Below are 17,529 nucleotides of genomic sequence, written 5' to 3' on the forward strand. Positions count from 1 at the left end.
CACCATTTTATGCGATGCAGCACTACCAGGCCTACCTCAAAGACGAAGCCGCAACCGCCGCGCTCGGGCTCCAGCTGGCCCACGCGATGGCGCCGGGCATGGCGATCTACCTGCACGGCGACCTCGGCGCTGGCAAGACCGCCCTCACCCGCTCGCTGCTGCATGCGGCCGGCCACCAGGGCCACGTCAAGAGCCCCACGTACACGTTGTCCGAACCGTACCGTGTCACGGTGGGCGGGCGCGAAATCGGCGTGATCCATTTCGACCTGTACCGCATGTCCAGTCCGGAGGAATTCCTGGACGCCGGATTCCGCGAAGACTTCAATGATGACAACATCTGCATCGTCGAGTGGCCGGAGAAGGCGGAAGGTGTGTTGCCAAAACCCGATTTAGCAATCTATCTGCGCGTAAATGGCGACGGTCGTGATGTAGAATTGCAAGCGTTTTCCGACCTCGGCCAGTTATGCCTCGACCGCCTGCACTTCGCACCACACCTGGGGTAGACCGCCCGGCACGCCGCACGATCCTCAAGGCAGGCGGCACGCTGCTGCTATCCGTCTTCGCCCCCGCGTCGGCGATGGCCGCGCAGATCCTCGCGGTGCGGGTCTGGCCCGCCGCCGACTACACCCGCGTGACGCTGGAAAATGACAGCGACCTCAAAACCACGCACTTCCTGGTTACCGATCCGCACCGACTGGTGGTGGACATCGAGGGACTCGAGCTCAATCCCACGCTCAAGGGCCTGGTCGCCAAGATCCAGTCCAACGATCCCTACATCCAGCAGGTACGCGTCGGCCAGAACAAGCCCAACGTGGTGCGGCTGGTGTTCGACCTGAAGGAAGCGGTGACGCCGCAGGTGTTCACGCTGGAACCGGTGGGCACCTACCAGCACCGCCTGATCTTCGACCTGTACCCGGTGCGCCAGATCGACCCGATCGCGGCGATGATCGAAAAGGGCGACTGGAGCCCGCAGACGCCCGCGACCGTGGCCGACGTGCCCGCGCCGGCGGACGATCCGATCGCGCAGATCGCGGCAGGCATGCAGCCGCCACCGGCCGGTGTGCCGGAACTGGCAAAGAGCGGCCCCGTCACGCCTGAACCCGGATCGGAGGTCAGGACCGAAGTCAAGCTGCAGGCCGCGCCGGCGCAGCAGGTCACGCGCATGATTACCGTGGCGCTCGACCCGGGGCACGGCGGCGAGGACCCGGGCGCCATCGGCGCGAACGGCTCGCGTGAAAAAGACATCGTGCTGGCGATCGCCAAGCGCCTCAAGGCGCAGCTGGAAAAGCTTCCCAACGTGCGCGTGATGCTCACGCGCGACGGCGACTATTTCGTACCGCTTGGCATGCGCGTGCAGAAAGCGCGGCGCGTGCAGGCCGACCTGTTCGTGTCGATCCACGCGGACGCATTCATCCGGCCGACCGCGCGCGGCTCCTCGGTGTTCGTGCTGTCTGAAAAAGGCGCATCGTCCACCGCAGCGCGCTGGCTGGCCAACAAGGAAAACCTCGCCGACTCGATCGGCGGGGTGAACATCAAGACGCGCGACCGGCAGCTGGCCAGCGTGCTGCTCGACCTCTCCACCACCGCCCAGATCAGCGACAGCCTCAGGCTGGGCAAGGCGGTGCTGGGCGAGATCGGCGGCATCAACCGGCTGCACAAGGCGTCGGTGGAACAGGCAGGATTCGCGGTGCTCAAGGCGCCCGACATCCCGTCGATCCTGGTCGAGACGGCATTCATCTCGAACCCGGAAGAAGAAGCAAAACTGAACGACAATGGCTACCAGGACCAGATCGCGGCCGCGATCACGAAGGGCATCAAGAGCTACTTCGCGAAGCATCCGCCGATGGCCAAGAGCCGCATGACTTAGACATGACCATAACTAAAACGACTTACGGAAAACTCCCAGCGATTCAAATCAATAGCCCCGACGGCGCACAAGCGATAGTCACCTTGTACGGGGCGCACCTGGTCTCCTGGAAGACCAGGGACGGCAAGGAAAGAATCTTCGTCAGCAGTCAATCCAGCCTGGACGGCAGCCGTGCCATCCGCGGCGGGGTACCGGTGATCTTCCCGCAGTTCGCGGAACGCGGCGACGGGATGCGGCACGGCTTCGCGCGCGTGTCGCACTGGCGCGAAGGCGCCTCGCGCACCATCGGCGGCGATGCCTACTGCGAGTTCGACCTGGATGCGGGCGATTTGCCGCCCGGGATCGCGGCAGCCTGGCCATACGGGTTCGCGCTCACGCTGCGCGTGACGGTCGGCGCGGAATCGCTGCAGCTGTCGCTGGACGTGCGCAACACCGGCAACGAACGCTTCGATTTCGCGGCTGCGCTGCACACCTACTACCTGGTGGAAGAAGGCGCGGGAGCCAAGGTCACGGGACTGGAAGCGACGCCGCTGGTGGTGGGCGACAAGATCGACCGCATCTACCGCCATATCGGCGCGCCGATCGGCCTGAACGGCATGAAGCTCGAACAGGCTGGCTTCCGCGACGCGGTACTGTGGAATCCGGGACCGGCCGATGCCGCCAAACTGGCCGACCTGGGCGACGACGAGTGGCGCCGCTTCGTGTGCATCGAGCCGGCGACGGTGGACCAGATGCCGCTGCTGCCGGGCGAAACGTGGTCCGGCCGGCATACCATCACCGCCTGAAGCGAGGGGGCTGCGCCCCCTTCCTTTGATTACAGCGATTCTTTGATAATGCGGCCGCCGCTGGCCTGGACCGGGCGGGCGTTGAGGGGATACATGCGGGCGAACAGCGCCATCTGCGCGGGCGACGCCTGCAGCGGCTGCTTCATGACGATCCATTGCACGCCTTCGGTGCACGGCGGCGTGGTCAGCGATCCCATATAGGTGTAGTACTCGCGCCTCTGCGGCAGCAGTTCGGCCGGGTCGAGCACCACCGACGGCGCGATGACATCGTGCTTTTCCAGCGGCAGGTTGTTCAACACGGTCTGCATCGGCGCCAGCGCGGCGCCGCGTTCCAGCAGCACTGCCAGCACGGCCAGCCTGCCTTCCGGATCCTTGTGCACCAGGTGCACCACCATTTCGAAGCCCTTGCCGTCGATGCGTTCTTCCGATGGCCGGTGGAAGTGGAACTGCTGCAGCTCGTAGGTGCGGTTGCCGACACTGATGAAATTGCCACCGGCGATACCGGTTTCGATCGTGTGCCCGGTGTCGGTCACCGTGAACGAGGATGGCTTGTAGTCGAAGGTGACCGCTTCCAGGTCGACCTTGAAGCCGTTGCGGATGTCGATCGGGGACTGGCGCTTGCCGCTGCCGCACGCGGTCCAGTCGATATTGATCTGTGACCAGTTGGCCGGGCCGTACTCGCCCTCGTAGCTCCAGTGCGTGCCGCGGGCCGGCGGAGGCGGTTTGGCGGCCAGCTTGGCGGCTTCCTTCTTGCGGGCTTCGGCGACGCGGCGCGCACGTGCATTCGCCTCGGCGCGAGCCGCCTGCTGCGCGCGCATGGTCGCCAGGCGCTGCGCGATCTTGGCGCTCAGGTCGGCCTGCTCTTCTTCTTCCGAGACCGCCGGGGCCGGGCGCGCAGGCAGCTTGATGAGCGGCGCGGCAGCCGGCGCAGCCTTTGCCGCGGCGGGCGCAGGAGCTGTGGCGGCTGGACCGGCGGCGCTTGCGTCAGCGATGGCCAATCCGCAAACGAGCAAGGCGATCTGGGTGCGCATGGAGTGTCCGGAGAAGATGGGTACTGCCTGTATATCGGCAGCCTGCCGGGAAAACTTGAGGTACTACTGTCGTCCCCGTGCAGGCGGGGACCGATTGCCTGTTCGGCGATGCGAGGCGGGCGCCTTTACGGCAGCCCGGCAAGGTCCCGGCCGTCGCCGGGACGCAGGCATGTCATCCGCGGCTCATGACGCGGCGGCCGAACTTGTACAGGCCGCCCAGCACCACCGGCACCGTCGCTGCGGCCACGCCCAGCAGCACGATCGCGGTCAGGTTATCGCGGATGATCGGGATGTTGCCGAAGAAGTAACCTGCCGTGACCAGGCTGATCACCCAGGAGGCCGCGCCCACCACGTTAAACAGCTGGAAGCGCGTGAACGTCATCCCCGACACGCCCGCCACGAACGGTGCGAACGTACGCACCACCGGCAGGAAGCGCGCCAGGATGATGGTCTTGCCACCGTGCTTTTCGAAGAAGTTGTGGGTCTTGTGCAGCGCCTCGCGGTTGATCCAGCGGTAGTCGTGCGTAAATACCTTCTGGCCGATCTTGGAGCCGATCCAGTAGTTCAGCGTATTGCCCAGCACCGCCGCCGCGATCAGCAAGGCCATCAGCAGCACGTAGTTCATCTGGCCGGTCGCGCAGAATGCGCCCGCGATGAACAGCAGCGTGTCGCCGGGGAAGAAGAAAAACACCACCAGGCCCGTTTCGGCAAAGATGATGAAGAACAGCACCGCATATACGTATACACCGTATTCCGCGAGCAAGAAACCAAGAGTTTTGTCGACATGCACCAGCATGTCGAGGAGTTGCACAAAGTCCATAATTTTCCCAAGAACAGGCTGGCATCATACCACCTCCATCCGGCCGGGAAAGGCGCGAAAACCGCCTTCCATCCTGATTGGGATAAAATTTCATTACAACAACTAGACGGAGACACCAGATGCAACTCAACTACATGACGGGAGCGCTTGTCGCGCTGGCCCTGGCCACCCAATGCGCCACGGCGGCCGACCTGCCGCCGAAGCCGACGGTGTCGGACATCGTGAAGGAATCCAAGCCGGGCGACTGGCGCGCGCTCGACCCGGAGAACACCCTGTACATGGACCTGCCGTCCGGCCGCGTGGTGATCGAGATGGCGCCCGACTTCGCGCCGCAGACCGCCGCCAACATCCGCGCGCTGGCGCGCGAGAAGTACTACGACGGCCTGTACATCATCCGCTCGCAAGACAACTACGTGGTCCAGTGGGGCGACCCGGACGAGGAGAAGCCGCGCCCGTTCAAGGCGAAGGAAAAAGTGACCGCCGAGTTCACCGCACCGGTCGCCAGCGACAAGCGCTTCGTGCGCATGAAGGACATCGACGGCTACGCGGCGCAGGTCGGCCATTCGAACGGCTTCCCGTCGGCGCGCGACCCCAAGACGGGCCGCGCGTGGCTGACGCACTGCTACGCGATGGTGGGCGTCGCGCGCGGTAACGAGACCGACAGCGGCAACGGTTCGCAGCTGTACGTCGTGTCCGGCCACGCGCCGCGCCACCTGGACCAGAACATCACCGTGGTGGGCCGCGTGGTCGCGGGCATGCCGCTGCTGAGCGTGATGCCGCGCGGGACCGGGCCGCTGGGCTTCTACGAGAAGGCCGAAGAACGCACCCAGATCAAATCGGTGCGCATCGCCGCGGACGTTCCGGAGGCCGAACGCAGCCAGTATGAGGTCATGCGTACCGAGTCGCCGATCTACCAGCGCGTGGTGGAAGCGGCGCGCAACCGCGGCGGCCCGTGGACCAAGGTGTCGCCGAACCACGTCGAGCTCTGCAACGCCCCGATCCCCGTCCGCAAGAAGTAACGAAGCGGGACCCTCCCCGCATTTTGGCGGATTCGGCTAATTCATGGCCGATTCCGCCAAACCGCGCAGGCCGGGGAGTCCGCCGGGACCGCCCCCCCCCACCGCCCCGGCGCTTCGGTTTAACCTGGATTATGGTTTCGCGTTTTCCACCACGCCGGCGCCGATTATTGTTTTGAGCAGCAGGGCCGCCAGCTATAATCCTGCGGATGAATGCGCCCGTCCCCACTGCTCCCCGCCCCATCCAGGCCCTCCCCGACCAGCTCATCTCCCAGATCGCCGCAGGCGAAGTGGTCGAGCGTCCGTCCGCGGTGGTCAAGGAGCTGCTGGAGAACGCACTGGACGCCGGCTCGACCCAGATCAACGTGCGCCTCGAGGAAGGCGGCGTCAAGCGCATCGCCATCACCGACAACGGCCGCGGCATCCCGCCCGAACAGCTGCCGCTCGCGCTGGCCCGCCACGCGACGTCGAAGATCGCATCGCTGCACGACCTGGAGAACGTGTCGACGCTGGGCTTTCGCGGCGAGGCGCTGGCCTCGATCGCCGCGGTCGCCGCGGTCTCGGTGACCACCCGCACGGCCGACGCGCCGCACGCCTGGCAGATCGTCGGCTCGCACCTGGGCACCGTGACGCCATCGTCCGGCGCGCTCGGCACCACCATCGACGTGCAGGACCTGTACTACAACACGCCCGCGCGCCGCAAATTCCTCAAGTCCGAACAGACCGAATACGGCCATTGCGCCGAAGTCGTGCGCCGCATCGCGCTGGCGCGTCCGGACGTCGCCTTCACGCTGTCGCACAACGGCAAGACCGTCGACCACTGGAACGTGAGCGATCTCGCAAAGCGCTGCGCCCACATCGTCGGCAACGACTTCGCCGAAGCGCGCCTGCCGGTCGACGAAGCCGGCGGCCCGCTGCGCCTGCACGGCTTTGTCGGCCTGCCAACCGCGTCGAAGGCACGCGCGGACGGCCAGTTCTTCTACGTGAACGGCCGCTTCGTGCGCGACAAGCTGCTGGTGCACGCCGTCAAAGCCGCCTACCAGGACGTGCTGCACGGAGACCGCTTCCCGTCCTATGTGCTGGCGCTCGAACTCGATCCGGCGCTGGTGGACGTGAACGTCCACCCATCCAAGATCGAAGTGCGCTTCCGCGACAGCCGCGCCGTGCACCAGTTCGTGTTCCACGCGGTCCAGCGCACGCTGGCGCAAACGTCCGCCACCAGCTTCGGCAGCGCGCCCGCGCCGCAGCCGGCCGCCATGATGGCCGCGCCAGCCGACAGCATGTGGCGCCCGCAGCAGGCATCGTTCGGCGCGCAGCTGTCCGGCACCTTCTCGCCGTCGCCCTACCCTGCCGGCAGCCGCTGGGACACCCCCGGCGTGGCCCAGCGCCCGGAGTCTTACGGCGCACTGTTCGCCGATAGCGACAAGGGCACTGGTCCTGCGGCCTTCGGCACCGAAGCCAACAGCCCAAAGCCTGCACCGTTCATCATGCCGCCCAGCGGCGGTCCCGATGAAGAATTCCCGCTCGGCTTCGCGCTGGCCCAGCTCCACGGCATCTACATCCTCGCGCAGAACGCCCGCGGCCTGGTGCTGGTCGACATGCACGCCGCGCACGAACGCATCCTGTACGAGCAGCTGAAGAACGCGCTCGACGCCAGCGTCGACGGCCAGCAGATGCAGGTCCAGCCGCTGCTGATCCCGGTGACCTTCTTCGCCGACGCGGTGGAAGTCGGCACCGCCACCGAACACCGCGACACGCTCGAGCAGCTCGGCTTCGACATCGCCGCGCTGTCGCCGACCACGCTGGCCGTGCGCTCGATTCCGACCCTGCTCAAATCCGCGGACGCCCAGACGCTGGCGCGCGACGTGCTGCGCGACGTGCGCGAATACGGCGGCTCGCGCGTGCTGATCGAGCGCCGCAACGAACTGCTCGGCACCCTCGCCTGCCACACGGCGGTGCGCGCCAACCGCATCCTGTCCATCGCCGAAATGAACGCGCTGCTGCGCCAGATGGAAAGCACCGAGCGCGCCGACCAGTGCAACCACGGCCGCCCGACCTGGGTGCAGCTCGACATCTCCTCGCTCGACAAGCTGTTCCTGCGCGGCCAGTAAGCAAGCCATGTCCATCACCAAGCCGCTGCCGCAATACGCGCAGGTGCCACTGCTCCCGCTGATCATCGCGTTCCTGATGCTGCAGCCGCTGTCGACCGACCTGTACCTGGCGTCGCTGCCCGGCCTGGCCACCGTGTTCGCAGTCCCTGCCTCGACCGTGCAGCTGACGCTGTCGATGTTCGTGATCGGCTTCGGCGGCGCGCAGCTTGTCGCGGGCCCCTTGTCCGACCGCTTCGGGCGCAAGCCCGTATTGGCGTGGGGCGTCGGCCTGTACGTGCTCGCCAGCCTGCTGTGCGCAGCGGCGCCCGGCATCGATCTGCTGATCGCCGCACGCTTCCTGCAGTCGCTGGGCTGCTGCGCCGCCATCATCGTCGCGCGCGCCATCGTGCGCGACGCGTGGCCGGCAGAAGCGGCGCCGCACGTGATCGCCAAGGCCAGCACCTATCTGTCGTTCGCGCCGCTGCTCGGGCCGATCGCGGGCTCCTACCTGCAGGTGACGTTTGGCTGGCGCGCCGCATTCGTCGCGCTGTCGGTCATGTCCGCGGTGTTGCTGCTATTCGTGCTGCTGCGCCTCCCCGAGACCAACCACCACAAGAATCCGCATGCGACCGATCCGCGCGGCCTGATGGCGAGCTACCGGCTGGTCCTGGGCTCGCGCGAGTTCTGGGCCCATGCACTGCCGGGCGCCCTGTCGTACGGCTCCATCTTCGCCTTCATTTCCGGCTCCTCGCTGGTGCTGATCAAGGTGCTGGGCGTGCCGACCGCGATGTTCGGCTACTGCTTCGCCTTCGGCGTGTCCGGCTACCTGCTGGGCACCATCGTATGCCGCCGCCTGCTGGCGCGCTTTGGCGCCGCCACCACGCTGCGCATCGGCAGCGCCGGTTCGCTCGCCGCCGGCGTCCTGTTCCTGGCGCTGGTCTCGCTGGGCGTGTCGCACTGGGCGGCGGTGGTGGGCGCAATGTTCCTGACCATGGGCGCGCACGGCATCAACTTCCCGGTATCGCAGTCCGGTTCCGTGACGCCGTTTCCGCACAACGCCGGCACCGCCGCAGGCCTGATGGGCGCGCTGGCGATGAGTGTCGCGTTCCTGGTCGGCAGCGTGGTCGGCGCGACGTTCGACGGCACCGTGCTACCGCTGGCGGCGACCGCGTGCACGCTGGGCGCGCTGATCTTCGTCTCGATGCGTGTGCTGGCCGTGCGTCCGCAGGAGGCAGCGGCATGAAGCCACGCGCCATCGCCATCATGGGCCCGACCGCGTCCGGCAAGACGGCGGCAGCGCTGGCCATCGCGCGCGAGATCCCGTCCGAGATCATCTCCGTCGATTCGGCGCTGGTGTACCGCGGCATGGACATCGGCACCGCCAAGCCGAGCGCCGACGAGCTGGCCGCTGTGCCGCACCACCTGATCGACATCATCGAGCCCACCGGCGTGTATTCGGTCGCCCAGTTCCGTGACGACACGCTGCGGCTGGTCGCAGAGATTGCGGCGCGCGGCAAGCTGCCCCTGCTGGTGGGCGGCACGATGATGTACTACAAGGGGCTGACCGAAGGACTGGACGACCTGCCGAAGGCCGATGCCGCCGTCCGCGAGCGCATCGAGGCCGAAGCGGCGGCAGTCGGCTGGCCGGAGATGCACAAGCGCCTGCGTTCGCTCGATCCGGAGACCGCCGAGCGGCTCAAGCCGAACGACGCGCAGCGCATCAACCGCGCGCTGGAGATCATCGAACTGACCGGCAAGCCGATGTCCGCCCTGCTGACCGGCCGCCCGAAGCTGGAGCTGCCGTTCGAACTGGTGCCGGTCGGGCTGGAACCGAGCGACCGCGCCGTGCTGCACGAGCGGATCGCCACGCGCTTCGACCAGATGCTCGGGACGTCCGACGACAGCGGCATCGTGGCCGAAGTGGCGGGCCTGCGCGCACGCGGCGACCTGGATCCATCGATGCCGTCCATGCGCTGCGTGGGCTACCGGCAGACATGGGATTACCTGGATGGTAAAATAGACCGCACGACGCTGAGGGAAACCGGGATCGTCGCCACGCGCCAGCTGGCAAAACGCCAACTCACGTGGCTGCGCGCGATGCCGGAACGGACCGTCGTCGACTGCCTCGAAAGCGGTATCGCGGACAAGATTTTGATGATCGCGAACAGCAGAGGCACTTGACAGGCCGGGTTCGAAGCCTCATAATGCGTGGCTCTGGTGATATAGCTCAGTTGGTTAGAGCATAGCATTCATAATGCTAGGGTCGGTGGTTCAAGTCCACCTATCACCACCAAGAACACATTGCCAAAGGCCTAGCTCGAAAGAGCCAGGCCTTTTGTGTTTCTGCCTCCGGTTTTCCCTTCCCCCTCCCCGCACGATTTGACGGACTTTACAAGCGCCCGGGACAGGATCAACATCGGGCGTATGCGTGCACGGAGCGCGGCTGGCATGCTGCGGGGGAATCCATGTATGACTACATCATTGTAGGCGGAGGTTCCGCGGGCTGCGTGCTCGCCGCCCGCCTGTCGGCGCATCCCGGCCTGCGCGTATGCCTGCTCGAAGCCGGCCCGCCCGACAGCAGCCCGTTCATCCGCGTCCCGCTCGGCATCGTGCACCTGATGATGAGCAAAAAGCTCAACTGGCAGTACTTCACCGAGCCGCAGCCCGAACTGGGCAACCGGCGCATGTTTTGCCCGCGCGGTAAGACCCTGGGCGGCAGCAGCGCCACCAATGCCATGATCTACACCCGCGGCAACCGTGCCGACTACGATCACTGGGCGGCGCTCGGCAACCCCGGCTGGGCGTTCGACGACGTGCTGCCGCTGTTCCGGCGCAGCGAGCACCACGAGGCCGGCGGCTCCGCCTACCACGGCATTGGCGGGCCGCTGAACGTCGCGCCGCTGCGCTCGCCCAATCCGCTTTCCCATGCGTTCGTGCAGGCCGCGATGGAAGCGGGATTCCCGTTCAGCGAGGATTTCAACGGGCCGGACCAGGAAGGCGTGAACTGCTACGAGGTCACCCAGAAGAACGGCGAGCGCTGGAGCGCGGCGCGCGCGTTCCTGCATCCTGCGCTTGGCCGGCCCAACCTGACGGTGCTGACCGGCGCGCACGCGGAGCGGGTGCTGTTCGATGGCCGCCGCGCGGCAGGCGTCGCGTTCCGTCGCGGCGGCGCCAGCGACAGCATCACTGCCCGCCGCGAAGTCGTGCTGGCCGGCGGCGCGATCAACTCGCCGCAGCTGCTGATGCTGTCCGGGATCGGCGAACCGGAACAGCTGGCGCGCCACGGCATCGCGCTGCGCCACGCCCTGCCCGGCGTCGGCCGCAACCTGCAGGACCATCTCGACGTGCTGGTGGTGCAGCACTGCCGGCGCCCGGTCTCGCTCGGCATCTCGCTGCGCACGCTGCCCGCCCAGGTCAGGCGCCTGTACGACTACATCGCGCACCGCAGCGGCGCGCTCACCAGCAATTCGGCCGAAGCGGGCGGCTTCGTCAGGAGCAGCGCGGAGCAAAGCCTTCCGGACATCCAGTTTCATTTCACGCCGGCGCGCCTGGACGGGCACGCGCGCACGCTGCGCAGCGCCGCCTTCACCCTGTGGGGCCACGGCTACGCCCTGCACGCGTGCCCGCTGCGTCCCGCGAGCCGCGGCCAAGTGTCATTGCGCAGCGCCGATCCGCTCGATCCGCCGCGGATCGATCCGCACTACCTGTCCGACCGCGCCGACCTGCAGGCGATGATCGCGTGCGTGCGCTCCGCCCGCCGGGTGCTGGCCTCCGCGCCGTTCGCGCCGTACCGCGGCGCCGAGATCTTTCCGGGCGACGCGGTGCAGAGCGATGCCGAGATCGAAGCCTTCATCCGGCGCAAGGCCGAGACCATCTACCATCCCGCCGGCACCTGCAAGATGGGGCACGACCCGCTGGCGGTGGTGGACCACCGCCTCCGCGTGCACGGAGTCGAGGCCCTGCGCGTGATCGACGCCTCGATCATGCCGACCCTGATCGCGGGGAACACCAATGCGCCCACCATCATGATCGCGGAAAAAGGCGCCGACATGATCCTGGAGGACGCCCGCGTGCAGCCGGCAGGAACGGAGGCGGCCGCGGCGGCTCCGCACTGATTCGGAGGACTGACACCATGCGATATTTCGTCACGGGGGCGACCGGCTTCATTGGCAAGCGGCTGGTGCGCAAGCTGCTGGCCACGCCCGGCAACAGCGTCTGGTTCCTGGTGCGCGAAGGCAGCGCCGGCTCGCTCGCGGCGGCGCAGGCCTACTGGGGCGCCGACGCTGCGCGCACCACGCCGGTCACGGGCGACCTGCTGCAACCGCTGCTCGGTGTCGCGGAGGCCGTGCGCCAGGAGCTGTCCGGCCAGGTCGACCACTTCTTCCACCTGGCCGCCATCTACGACCTGCGCGCCGGCGCTGCGCCGCAGGTCGCGGCCAACGTGGATGGCACCCGCAATGCGGTCGAGCTGGCGGCGGCGCTGAAGGCCGGCTGCTTCCACCATATCAGTTCGGTCGCCGCCGCTGGCATGTACGACGGCACCTTCCGCGAAGACATGTTCGACGAGGCCGAACAGCTGTGGCATCCCTACTTCGCCACCAAGCACGCGGGCGAGAAAGTGGTGCGCGATGCCTGCACCGTCCCCTGGCGCGTGTATCGCCCCGGCCTGGTGATGGGCGATTCGCACAGCGGCGAAACCGACAAGGCGGACGGGCCTTACTATTTCTTCAAGCTGATCCAGCGCATCCGCGGCCTGCTGCCGCCGTGGATGCCGGCCGTCGGCATCGAGGGCGGCCGGGTCAACATCGTGCCGGTCGATTACGTGGTCGATGCGCTGGCCTGGATCTCTCATCAGCCGGGACTCGACCGCCAGTGCTTCCACCTGACCGAGCCGGTCTCGCGGCGCGTGGGCGAAGTGCTGGACATCTTTGCGCGCGCCGCGCACGCGCCGCCGATGCGCCTGCGCGTGAACGCCGCGCTGCTCGGGCTGCTGCCGGGGTGGCTGCGCAACGGCATCGCCGCACTGCAGCCGGTGCACCGGCTGCGCAAGGCGCTGATGGAGGACCTGGGCCTGCCCGAGGGCATCCTGAACCTGGTGAACTGGCCCACGCGCTTTGATAACCGCGCTGCCGCCGCCGCGCTGCAGGGCAGCGGCATCAGCTGCCCGCCGCTGGAGCAGTACGCCGCGCCGGTGTGGGACTACTGGGAGCGCCACCTCGACCCTTCGCTCCACATCGACCGCACGCTGCGCGGGCGGGTGGCGGGCAAGGTGGTGCTGGTCACGGGCGGCTCGTCCGGCATCGGACTGGCCACGGTGCACCGGCTGGCCGCGGCCGGCGCCACCACGCTGATCTGCGGGCGCGACGAGGCCCGGCTGGCAGAAGCCCGGGCGCAGGTGCAGTCGCGCGGCTTCGACCTGACCGCCTACCAGGCCGACCTGGCCGACGCCGAGGACTGCGCGCGCTTCGTGCAGCTGCTCCTGGCCGAGCACGGGCGGGTGGATATCCTGGTCAACAATGCGGGCCGCTCGATCCGCCGCCCGATCGAGGAAAGCTACGACCGCCTGCACGATTTCGAACGCATGATGCAGCTAAATTATTTTGGCGCGCTGCGCGTGACGATGGGGCTGCTGCCGGCGATGGCCGCGCACGGCGCCGGGCACGTCGTCAATATCTCCTCGATCGGGGTGCTGACCAATGCGCCGCGCTTTTCCGGCTACGTGGCGTCCAAGGCCGCGCTGGAGGCCTGGTCCTACTGCGCCGCCGCCGAGTTCGCGGATGCGGGGATCTCCTTCACCACCATCAACATGCCGCTGGTGCGCACGCGCATGATCGCGCCGACCAAAGCCTACCGGGACGCGCCGGCGCTGACGCCCGACCAGGCAGCGGAGCTGGTGGTGGAAGCGATCGTGAACGCGCCGGCACGCATCGCCACCGACGTGGGCATGCTGGGCCTGGGCGTGCAGCTGGCCGCGCCGCATATGGGCCAGATCATCATGAACACGGCCTACCGCCTGTCCGCCGAACAGGATGCCGCGCCGGCCGACGGCGCCGCCCCGGTTTCGCCGGAACTGCGCGCCATGCAGCACCTGCTGCATGGCGTCCACCTCTGATGGCGCGCGAGCCGCTGTCCACGGTCGATGCGGCATGGCTGCGCATGGACCGTCCCGCCAACCTGATGATGATCTGCGGGATGATGCGCTTCGAGCGCCCGGTCGGGCTGGATGCCCTGCGCGCGGCGATCGGCACGCGCATGCTGTGCTTTCACCGCTTCCGCCAGCGCGTGGCCGGCCCGGCCGAGGCGCCGTACTGGGAAGACGATCCGCAGTTCGACCTCGCCTGGCACGTGCGCAGCGCGGTGCTGCCGGCAGGCCCGCAGGCGCTGGAGAACTGGGCCGGCGGCCTGGCCAGCACCGCACTCGACCGGCACCGGCCGATGTGGCAATTCCACCTTGCCAGGGAGGGCCACGGCAGCGCGGTTTTCATGCGCATGCACCACTGCTACGGCGACGGCTTTGCGCTGCTGCACGTGATGGACGCGCTCACCGACGCCGACCCGACGCACCCGCACGCGCCGCCACAGGACCTGGCGCCGCCGGCGCGCCCGCACAGCGCATGGGAACGCCTGCTCGGACCGGTGACCGAAGCGGCAGGAGACGCCGTGCGCAGCGCGCTGCATGCCGCCGGCGCAGGCGCCGCCGTGCTGGCCTCGCCGCGCCATGCGCTGGCCCTGGCCGCGCGCGCCGCGGACCTGGTGCAGCAAGGCGCCATCATTGCTGCCATGACGCCCGACTCGGCCACCAGCCTGAAAGGCGAACTGGGCACCGCCAAGCGGATCGCGTGGACCGACCCGCTGCCGCTGGACGAGGTCAAGGCGGTGGCGCGCGTGCTCAGCTGCAGCATCAACGACTTGCTGGTCGCCTGCATCGCCGGCGCGCTGCGCTCCTGGCTGCTGGAGCGCGGCGAAGCGGTGGAAGGAGTCGAGCTGCGCGCGCTGGTGCCGGTCAACCTGCGCCCGCCCGGACCGGTGACGGAACTGGGCAACCATTTCGGCCTGGTGTTCCTGTCCCTGCCGGTCGGCATCGAGGATCCGCTGCAGCGCCTGGACGAGGTGCGGCGCCGCATGGCCGCGCTGAAGACCTCGCAGCAGCCGCTGGTAGCGCTCGGCATCCTCGCCGGCATGGGCATGGCGCCGGAATTCCTGAAAGAGCGCGTGCTCGACGTGCTGGCCGCGAACGCCAGCGTGGTGGTCACCAACGTGCGCGGGCCCGCCACGCCGCGCTACCTGGCGGGGCAGCGCATCGCGCACCAGATCTTCTGGGTGCCGCAATCGGGCGGCATCGGGCTCGGCGTCAGCATCTTCAGCTATGCCGGCCAGGTCGGGTTTGGCGTCATGGCCGACGCGCGCCTGGGCGACCCGCACGCGCTGCCGCCGCGTTATGCGGAAGAGTTCGAGGCGCTGCTGCTGCACGCGCTGATGCTGCCATGGCCGGATTTTTGACCGAGATCAAAAGCTATGGACCGTGCGCGCGGTAGTATTTAGAAACGGGCCTGTTCGTGCGCTGCGATTTGTATTTGCGCCAGCGGACCGGACCGCTGCTTCTGTTCCAGAGAGGTCCGGTATGCAAGCACCCTGGCTCAACAGCTATCCCCCCGGCGTCCCCCCGACCGTCGATGTCGACCGGTTCGCCTCGTTTAACGAACTGCTCGACTGGATCGTCGCCCGTTACGGCGCCCAGCCGGCCTTCACCAACCTCGGCGCCACGCTCAGCTGGACACAGCTGGGCGACCAGTCGGCACAGTTTGGCGCCTACCTGCAGCAGGTACTCAAGCTCGGCCGCGGCGACCGCATCGCGCTGATGCTGCCGAACGTGCTGCAGTACCCGGTCGCGCTGTTCGGCGCATTCCGCGCCGGCTGCACCGTGGTCAACGTCAATCCGCAGTACACGCCGCGCGAGCTGGAGTACCAGCTCAACGATGCCGGCGCCAGCGCCATCGTGGTGCTGGAGAACTTTGCGCATACGCTGGAGGAAGTGCTGCGCAACACGCCGGTGCGGCACGTCATCACCACCGCACTGGGCGACCTGCTGCCGTTCCCGAAAGGCCAGATCGTCGACCTGGTGGTCCGGCATGTGCGCCACATGGTGCCGAAATGGCATATCGACGGCGCGCTGCCGTTCGACGAGGTGCTGGACAAGGGCAGGCACCTGCCGCTGGCGCCGGTGCAGCTGGAGGGCGGCGACGTCGCGTTCCTGCAGTACACCGGCGGCACCACCGGCCGGCCCAAGGGCGCCATCCTCACGCACCGCAACGTGCTGGCCAACATCGAGCAGACCACCGCGTGGGTGGCCGGCTTCCTGGCCGAGGGGAAGGAGACCGCCATCATCCCGCTGCCGCTGTACCACGTGTTCGCGCTCACCGCCACGCTCACCTTCTGCCGCCTTGGCGCGCATGTGGTACTGATCACCGATCCGCGCGACATGCACGGCATGATCAAGCAGCTGCAGCACACCCCGTTCAGCGTGATGATCGGCGTGAACACGCTGTTCGACGCCATGCTGGACGCACCCGACATCGCGCGCCTGCATCCGCACGGCATGAAGCTCACCGTGGCCGGCGGCATGGCCGTGCAGCGCAAGGTGGCCGAGCGCTGGCAGGAGACGTTCGGCGTCCCGCTCATCGAGGGCTACGGGCTGACCGAGACTTCGCCGATCGTGTGCGCCAATCCGCTCGACCTGCGCGAATTCTCGGGCGCGGTGGGGCTGCCGCTGCCGTCGACCGAAGTGGCGATCATGGACGATGCCGGCCGGGAGCTGCCGCAGGGCGAGAGCGGCGAGGTGTGCGTGCGCGGCCCGCAGGTGATGAAGGGCTACTGGAACATGCCGGAGGAAACCGCGCGCGTGCTGGGCAGCGATGGCTGGCTGCGCACCGGCGACATCGGCCTCATGGACGAACGCGGCTACGTCAAGCTGATCGACCGCAAGAAGGACATGATCATCGTCTCCGGGTTCAAGGTGTACCCGAGCGAAGTGGAGGAAGTGGTGGGGGCGCACCCCGGCGTGGCCGAAGTGGCCGCGATCCGCGCGCCGGATGAGCACTCCGACGAGGTGGTCAAGATCGTCGTGGTGCGGCGCGACCCGAACCTGACGGCGGACGAGCTGCTGGTGCATTCCAGGAAGCTGCTGAGCGCCTACAAGGTGCCGAAGTACGTGGTGTTCCGCGACGAGCCGCTGCCGAAGTCGAATATCGGCAAGATCTTGCGGCGCGTGGTGGCAGACGAAGAGGCGCAGCGCAGCGCCGGCCCGGTGGCGGCCGCGTGATCGCAGGCGCCGCAGTATCAACCCGTCAATCAAGGAGTACGACATGGTCAGGAAAATTACCGACATGCCCGCAGAGGAGCAGCATGCGATGGTCTCGGCAGTGCTGGGTTCTGCACAGGACATCTGGCAAGCGGGACTGGGCGCATTCGCCCGGGCGCAGCAGGAAGGCGGCGACCTGTTCGACAAGCTGGTCCACGATGGCCTGGACCTGCACCAGCTGACCCAGAAAATGGCAGGCGGCAAGGTGTTCGGCGTGGCCGACCGCGCCGGCCAGCTCGCCGAGAGCGTCGGCCGCCAGGCCAGCGTCTCCTGGGACAAGCTCGAGAAGCTGTTCGAGGAGCGCGTGGCGCGCGCGATGCGGGCCCTCGGCGTGCCCTCGCACGACGAACTGGACGCGCTGCGGCGCGAGCTGGCGGACCTGAAGGCGGCGTTCGAGGCGGGTGCACCGGCAGCCGTGGCGGCGCCGGCCCGGCGCAAGGGCGCGGCCAAGCCGGCCGCCTCCGCCTCCAAGTCCGCGGCCAAGAGCGTCGCCGCCAAGGCGCAGGTGCGCGCGGCCCCGAAAAAGCAGGCCAAGGCCAGCGCACGCCATCACTAGCGGCCG

Annotated in this window: 14 protein-coding genes and 1 tRNA gene; 13 read left to right on the forward strand and 2 right to left on the reverse strand. The window is 67.9% G+C overall.

What is annotated here, in order from left to right:
* The first annotated feature begins 14 nt into the window (after window positions 1-14).
* The 3 genes from tsaE to ACFSQR_RS09540 are packed head-to-tail and all read left to right on the forward strand — an operon-like array spanning window position 15 to window position 2,652.
* Window positions 15-503, forward strand: a complete 489-nt coding sequence (gene tsaE, locus ACFSQR_RS09530; protein WP_377729518.1) for a tRNA (adenosine(37)-N6)-threonylcarbamoyltransferase complex ATPase subunit type 1 TsaE — start codon at window positions 15-17, stop codon at window positions 501-503.
* Window positions 464-1,867: an N-acetylmuramoyl-L-alanine amidase gene (locus tag ACFSQR_RS09535; protein ID WP_377729519.1), complete on the forward strand. Its 1,404-nt coding sequence runs from the start codon at window positions 464-466 to the stop codon at window positions 1,865-1,867. Before tsaE ends, ACFSQR_RS09535 begins: the two co-directional genes overlap by 40 nt.
* Before the next feature lie 2 nt (window positions 1,868-1,869).
* On the forward strand, window positions 1,870-2,652 hold the full coding sequence (locus ACFSQR_RS09540; RefSeq protein WP_377729520.1) for a D-hexose-6-phosphate mutarotase: 783 nt from the start codon (window positions 1,870-1,872) through the stop codon (window positions 2,650-2,652).
* Between the two features lie 29 nt (window positions 2,653-2,681).
* On the opposite strand, the gene ACFSQR_RS09545 is transcribed toward ACFSQR_RS09540, so the two are convergent.
* Together ACFSQR_RS09545 and ACFSQR_RS09550 are read right to left on the reverse strand one after the other, a co-directional pair.
* On the reverse strand, window positions 2,682-3,683 hold the full coding sequence (locus tag ACFSQR_RS09545) for a carbonic anhydrase (RefSeq protein WP_377729521.1): 1,002 nt from the start codon (window positions 3,681-3,683) through the stop codon (window positions 2,682-2,684).
* A 172-nt stretch (window positions 3,684-3,855) separates the two neighbouring features.
* Window positions 3,856-4,503, reverse strand: a complete 648-nt coding sequence (locus tag ACFSQR_RS09550) for a VTT domain-containing protein (protein ID WP_377729522.1) — start codon at window positions 4,501-4,503, stop codon at window positions 3,856-3,858.
* A gap of 119 nt (window positions 4,504-4,622) precedes the next feature.
* On the opposite strand from ACFSQR_RS09550, the gene ACFSQR_RS09555 reads away from it, so the two are divergent.
* The 10 genes from ACFSQR_RS09555 to ACFSQR_RS09600 all read left to right on the forward strand — a co-directional run bounded on the left by ACFSQR_RS09555 (window position 4,623) and on the right by ACFSQR_RS09600 (window position 17,523).
* The gene (locus tag ACFSQR_RS09555; protein ID WP_377729523.1) at window positions 4,623-5,522 is read left to right on the forward strand and encodes a peptidylprolyl isomerase; all 900 of its coding nucleotides are present in this window, start codon (window positions 4,623-4,625) and stop codon (window positions 5,520-5,522) included.
* 206 nt (window positions 5,523-5,728) lie between these two features.
* Window positions 5,729-7,630, forward strand: coding sequence for a DNA mismatch repair endonuclease MutL (mutL, locus tag ACFSQR_RS09560; RefSeq protein WP_377729524.1), 1,902 nt, complete (start codon window positions 5,729-5,731; stop codon window positions 7,628-7,630).
* A gap of 7 nt (window positions 7,631-7,637) precedes the next feature.
* The gene (locus ACFSQR_RS09565; RefSeq protein ID WP_377729526.1) at window positions 7,638-8,852 is read left to right on the forward strand and encodes a multidrug effflux MFS transporter; all 1,215 of its coding nucleotides are present in this window, start codon (window positions 7,638-7,640) and stop codon (window positions 8,850-8,852) included.
* A complete protein-coding gene (gene miaA / locus ACFSQR_RS09570; protein ID WP_377729527.1) occupies window positions 8,849-9,790 on the forward strand; it encodes a tRNA (adenosine(37)-N6)-dimethylallyltransferase MiaA in 942 nt (313 codons plus the stop codon). Before ACFSQR_RS09565 ends, miaA begins: the two co-directional genes overlap by 4 nt.
* 35 nt (window positions 9,791-9,825) lie before the next feature.
* Window positions 9,826-9,902, forward strand: a tRNA-Met gene (locus tag ACFSQR_RS09575).
* A gap of 172 nt (window positions 9,903-10,074) precedes the next feature.
* Window positions 10,075-11,724 carry a GMC family oxidoreductase gene (locus tag ACFSQR_RS09580; protein ID WP_377729528.1) on the forward strand — a complete coding sequence of 550 codons (1,650 nt, stop codon included), beginning with the start codon at window positions 10,075-10,077 and terminating at the stop codon, window positions 11,722-11,724.
* 17 nt (window positions 11,725-11,741) lie between these two features.
* Window positions 11,742-13,721 (forward strand): SDR family oxidoreductase, encoded by a 1,980-nt coding sequence (locus ACFSQR_RS09585; protein ID WP_377729529.1) that lies wholly within the window; start codon window positions 11,742-11,744, stop codon window positions 13,719-13,721.
* On the forward strand, window positions 13,721-15,109 hold the full coding sequence (locus ACFSQR_RS09590) for a wax ester/triacylglycerol synthase family O-acyltransferase (RefSeq protein WP_377729530.1): 1,389 nt from the start codon (window positions 13,721-13,723) through the stop codon (window positions 15,107-15,109). Before ACFSQR_RS09585 ends, ACFSQR_RS09590 begins: the two co-directional genes overlap by 1 nt.
* A gap of 121 nt (window positions 15,110-15,230) precedes the next feature.
* A complete protein-coding gene (locus tag ACFSQR_RS09595; protein ID WP_377729531.1) occupies window positions 15,231-16,928 on the forward strand; it encodes an AMP-binding protein in 1,698 nt (565 codons plus the stop codon).
* A 43-nt stretch (window positions 16,929-16,971) separates the two neighbouring features.
* Window positions 16,972-17,523, forward strand: coding sequence for a phasin family protein (locus ACFSQR_RS09600; RefSeq protein ID WP_377729532.1), 552 nt, complete (start codon window positions 16,972-16,974; stop codon window positions 17,521-17,523).
* The last annotated feature ends 6 nt before the right edge of the window (window positions 17,524-17,529 follow it).

Origin of the sequence: Pseudoduganella sp. GCM10020061, assembly GCF_042683405.1 — a bacterium.
Lineage (GTDB): Bacteria > Pseudomonadota > Gammaproteobacteria > Burkholderiales > Burkholderiaceae_D > Telluria.

What these genes read in the sequence shown, in the direction of transcription:
- tsaE (WP_377729518.1), top strand. Translation starts at nt 15, where the DNA reads ATGCAGCACTACCAGGCCTACCTCAAAGACGAAGCCGCAACCGCCGCG.
- ACFSQR_RS09535 (WP_377729519.1), top strand. Translation starts at nt 464, where the DNA reads ATGCCTCGACCGCCTGCACTTCGCACCACACCTGGGGTAGACCGCCCG.
- ACFSQR_RS09540 (WP_377729520.1), top strand. Translation starts at nt 1,870, where the DNA reads ATGACCATAACTAAAACGACTTACGGAAAACTCCCAGCGATTCAAATC.
- ACFSQR_RS09545 (WP_377729521.1), bottom strand. Translation starts at nt 3,683, where the DNA reads ATGCGCACCCAGATCGCCTTGCTCGTTTGCGGATTGGCCATCGCTGAC.
- ACFSQR_RS09550 (WP_377729522.1), bottom strand. Translation starts at nt 4,503, where the DNA reads ATGGACTTTGTGCAACTCCTCGACATGCTGGTGCATGTCGACAAAACT.
- ACFSQR_RS09555 (WP_377729523.1), top strand. Translation starts at nt 4,623, where the DNA reads ATGCAACTCAACTACATGACGGGAGCGCTTGTCGCGCTGGCCCTGGCC.
- mutL (WP_377729524.1), top strand. Translation starts at nt 5,729, where the DNA reads ATGAATGCGCCCGTCCCCACTGCTCCCCGCCCCATCCAGGCCCTCCCC.
- ACFSQR_RS09565 (WP_377729526.1), top strand. Translation starts at nt 7,638, where the DNA reads ATGTCCATCACCAAGCCGCTGCCGCAATACGCGCAGGTGCCACTGCTC.
- miaA (WP_377729527.1), top strand. Translation starts at nt 8,849, where the DNA reads ATGAAGCCACGCGCCATCGCCATCATGGGCCCGACCGCGTCCGGCAAG.
- ACFSQR_RS09580 (WP_377729528.1), top strand. Translation starts at nt 10,075, where the DNA reads ATGTATGACTACATCATTGTAGGCGGAGGTTCCGCGGGCTGCGTGCTC.
- ACFSQR_RS09585 (WP_377729529.1), top strand. Translation starts at nt 11,742, where the DNA reads ATGCGATATTTCGTCACGGGGGCGACCGGCTTCATTGGCAAGCGGCTG.
- ACFSQR_RS09590 (WP_377729530.1), top strand. Translation starts at nt 13,721, where the DNA reads ATGGCGCGCGAGCCGCTGTCCACGGTCGATGCGGCATGGCTGCGCATG.
- ACFSQR_RS09595 (WP_377729531.1), top strand. Translation starts at nt 15,231, where the DNA reads ATGCAAGCACCCTGGCTCAACAGCTATCCCCCCGGCGTCCCCCCGACC.
- ACFSQR_RS09600 (WP_377729532.1), top strand. Translation starts at nt 16,972, where the DNA reads ATGGTCAGGAAAATTACCGACATGCCCGCAGAGGAGCAGCATGCGATG.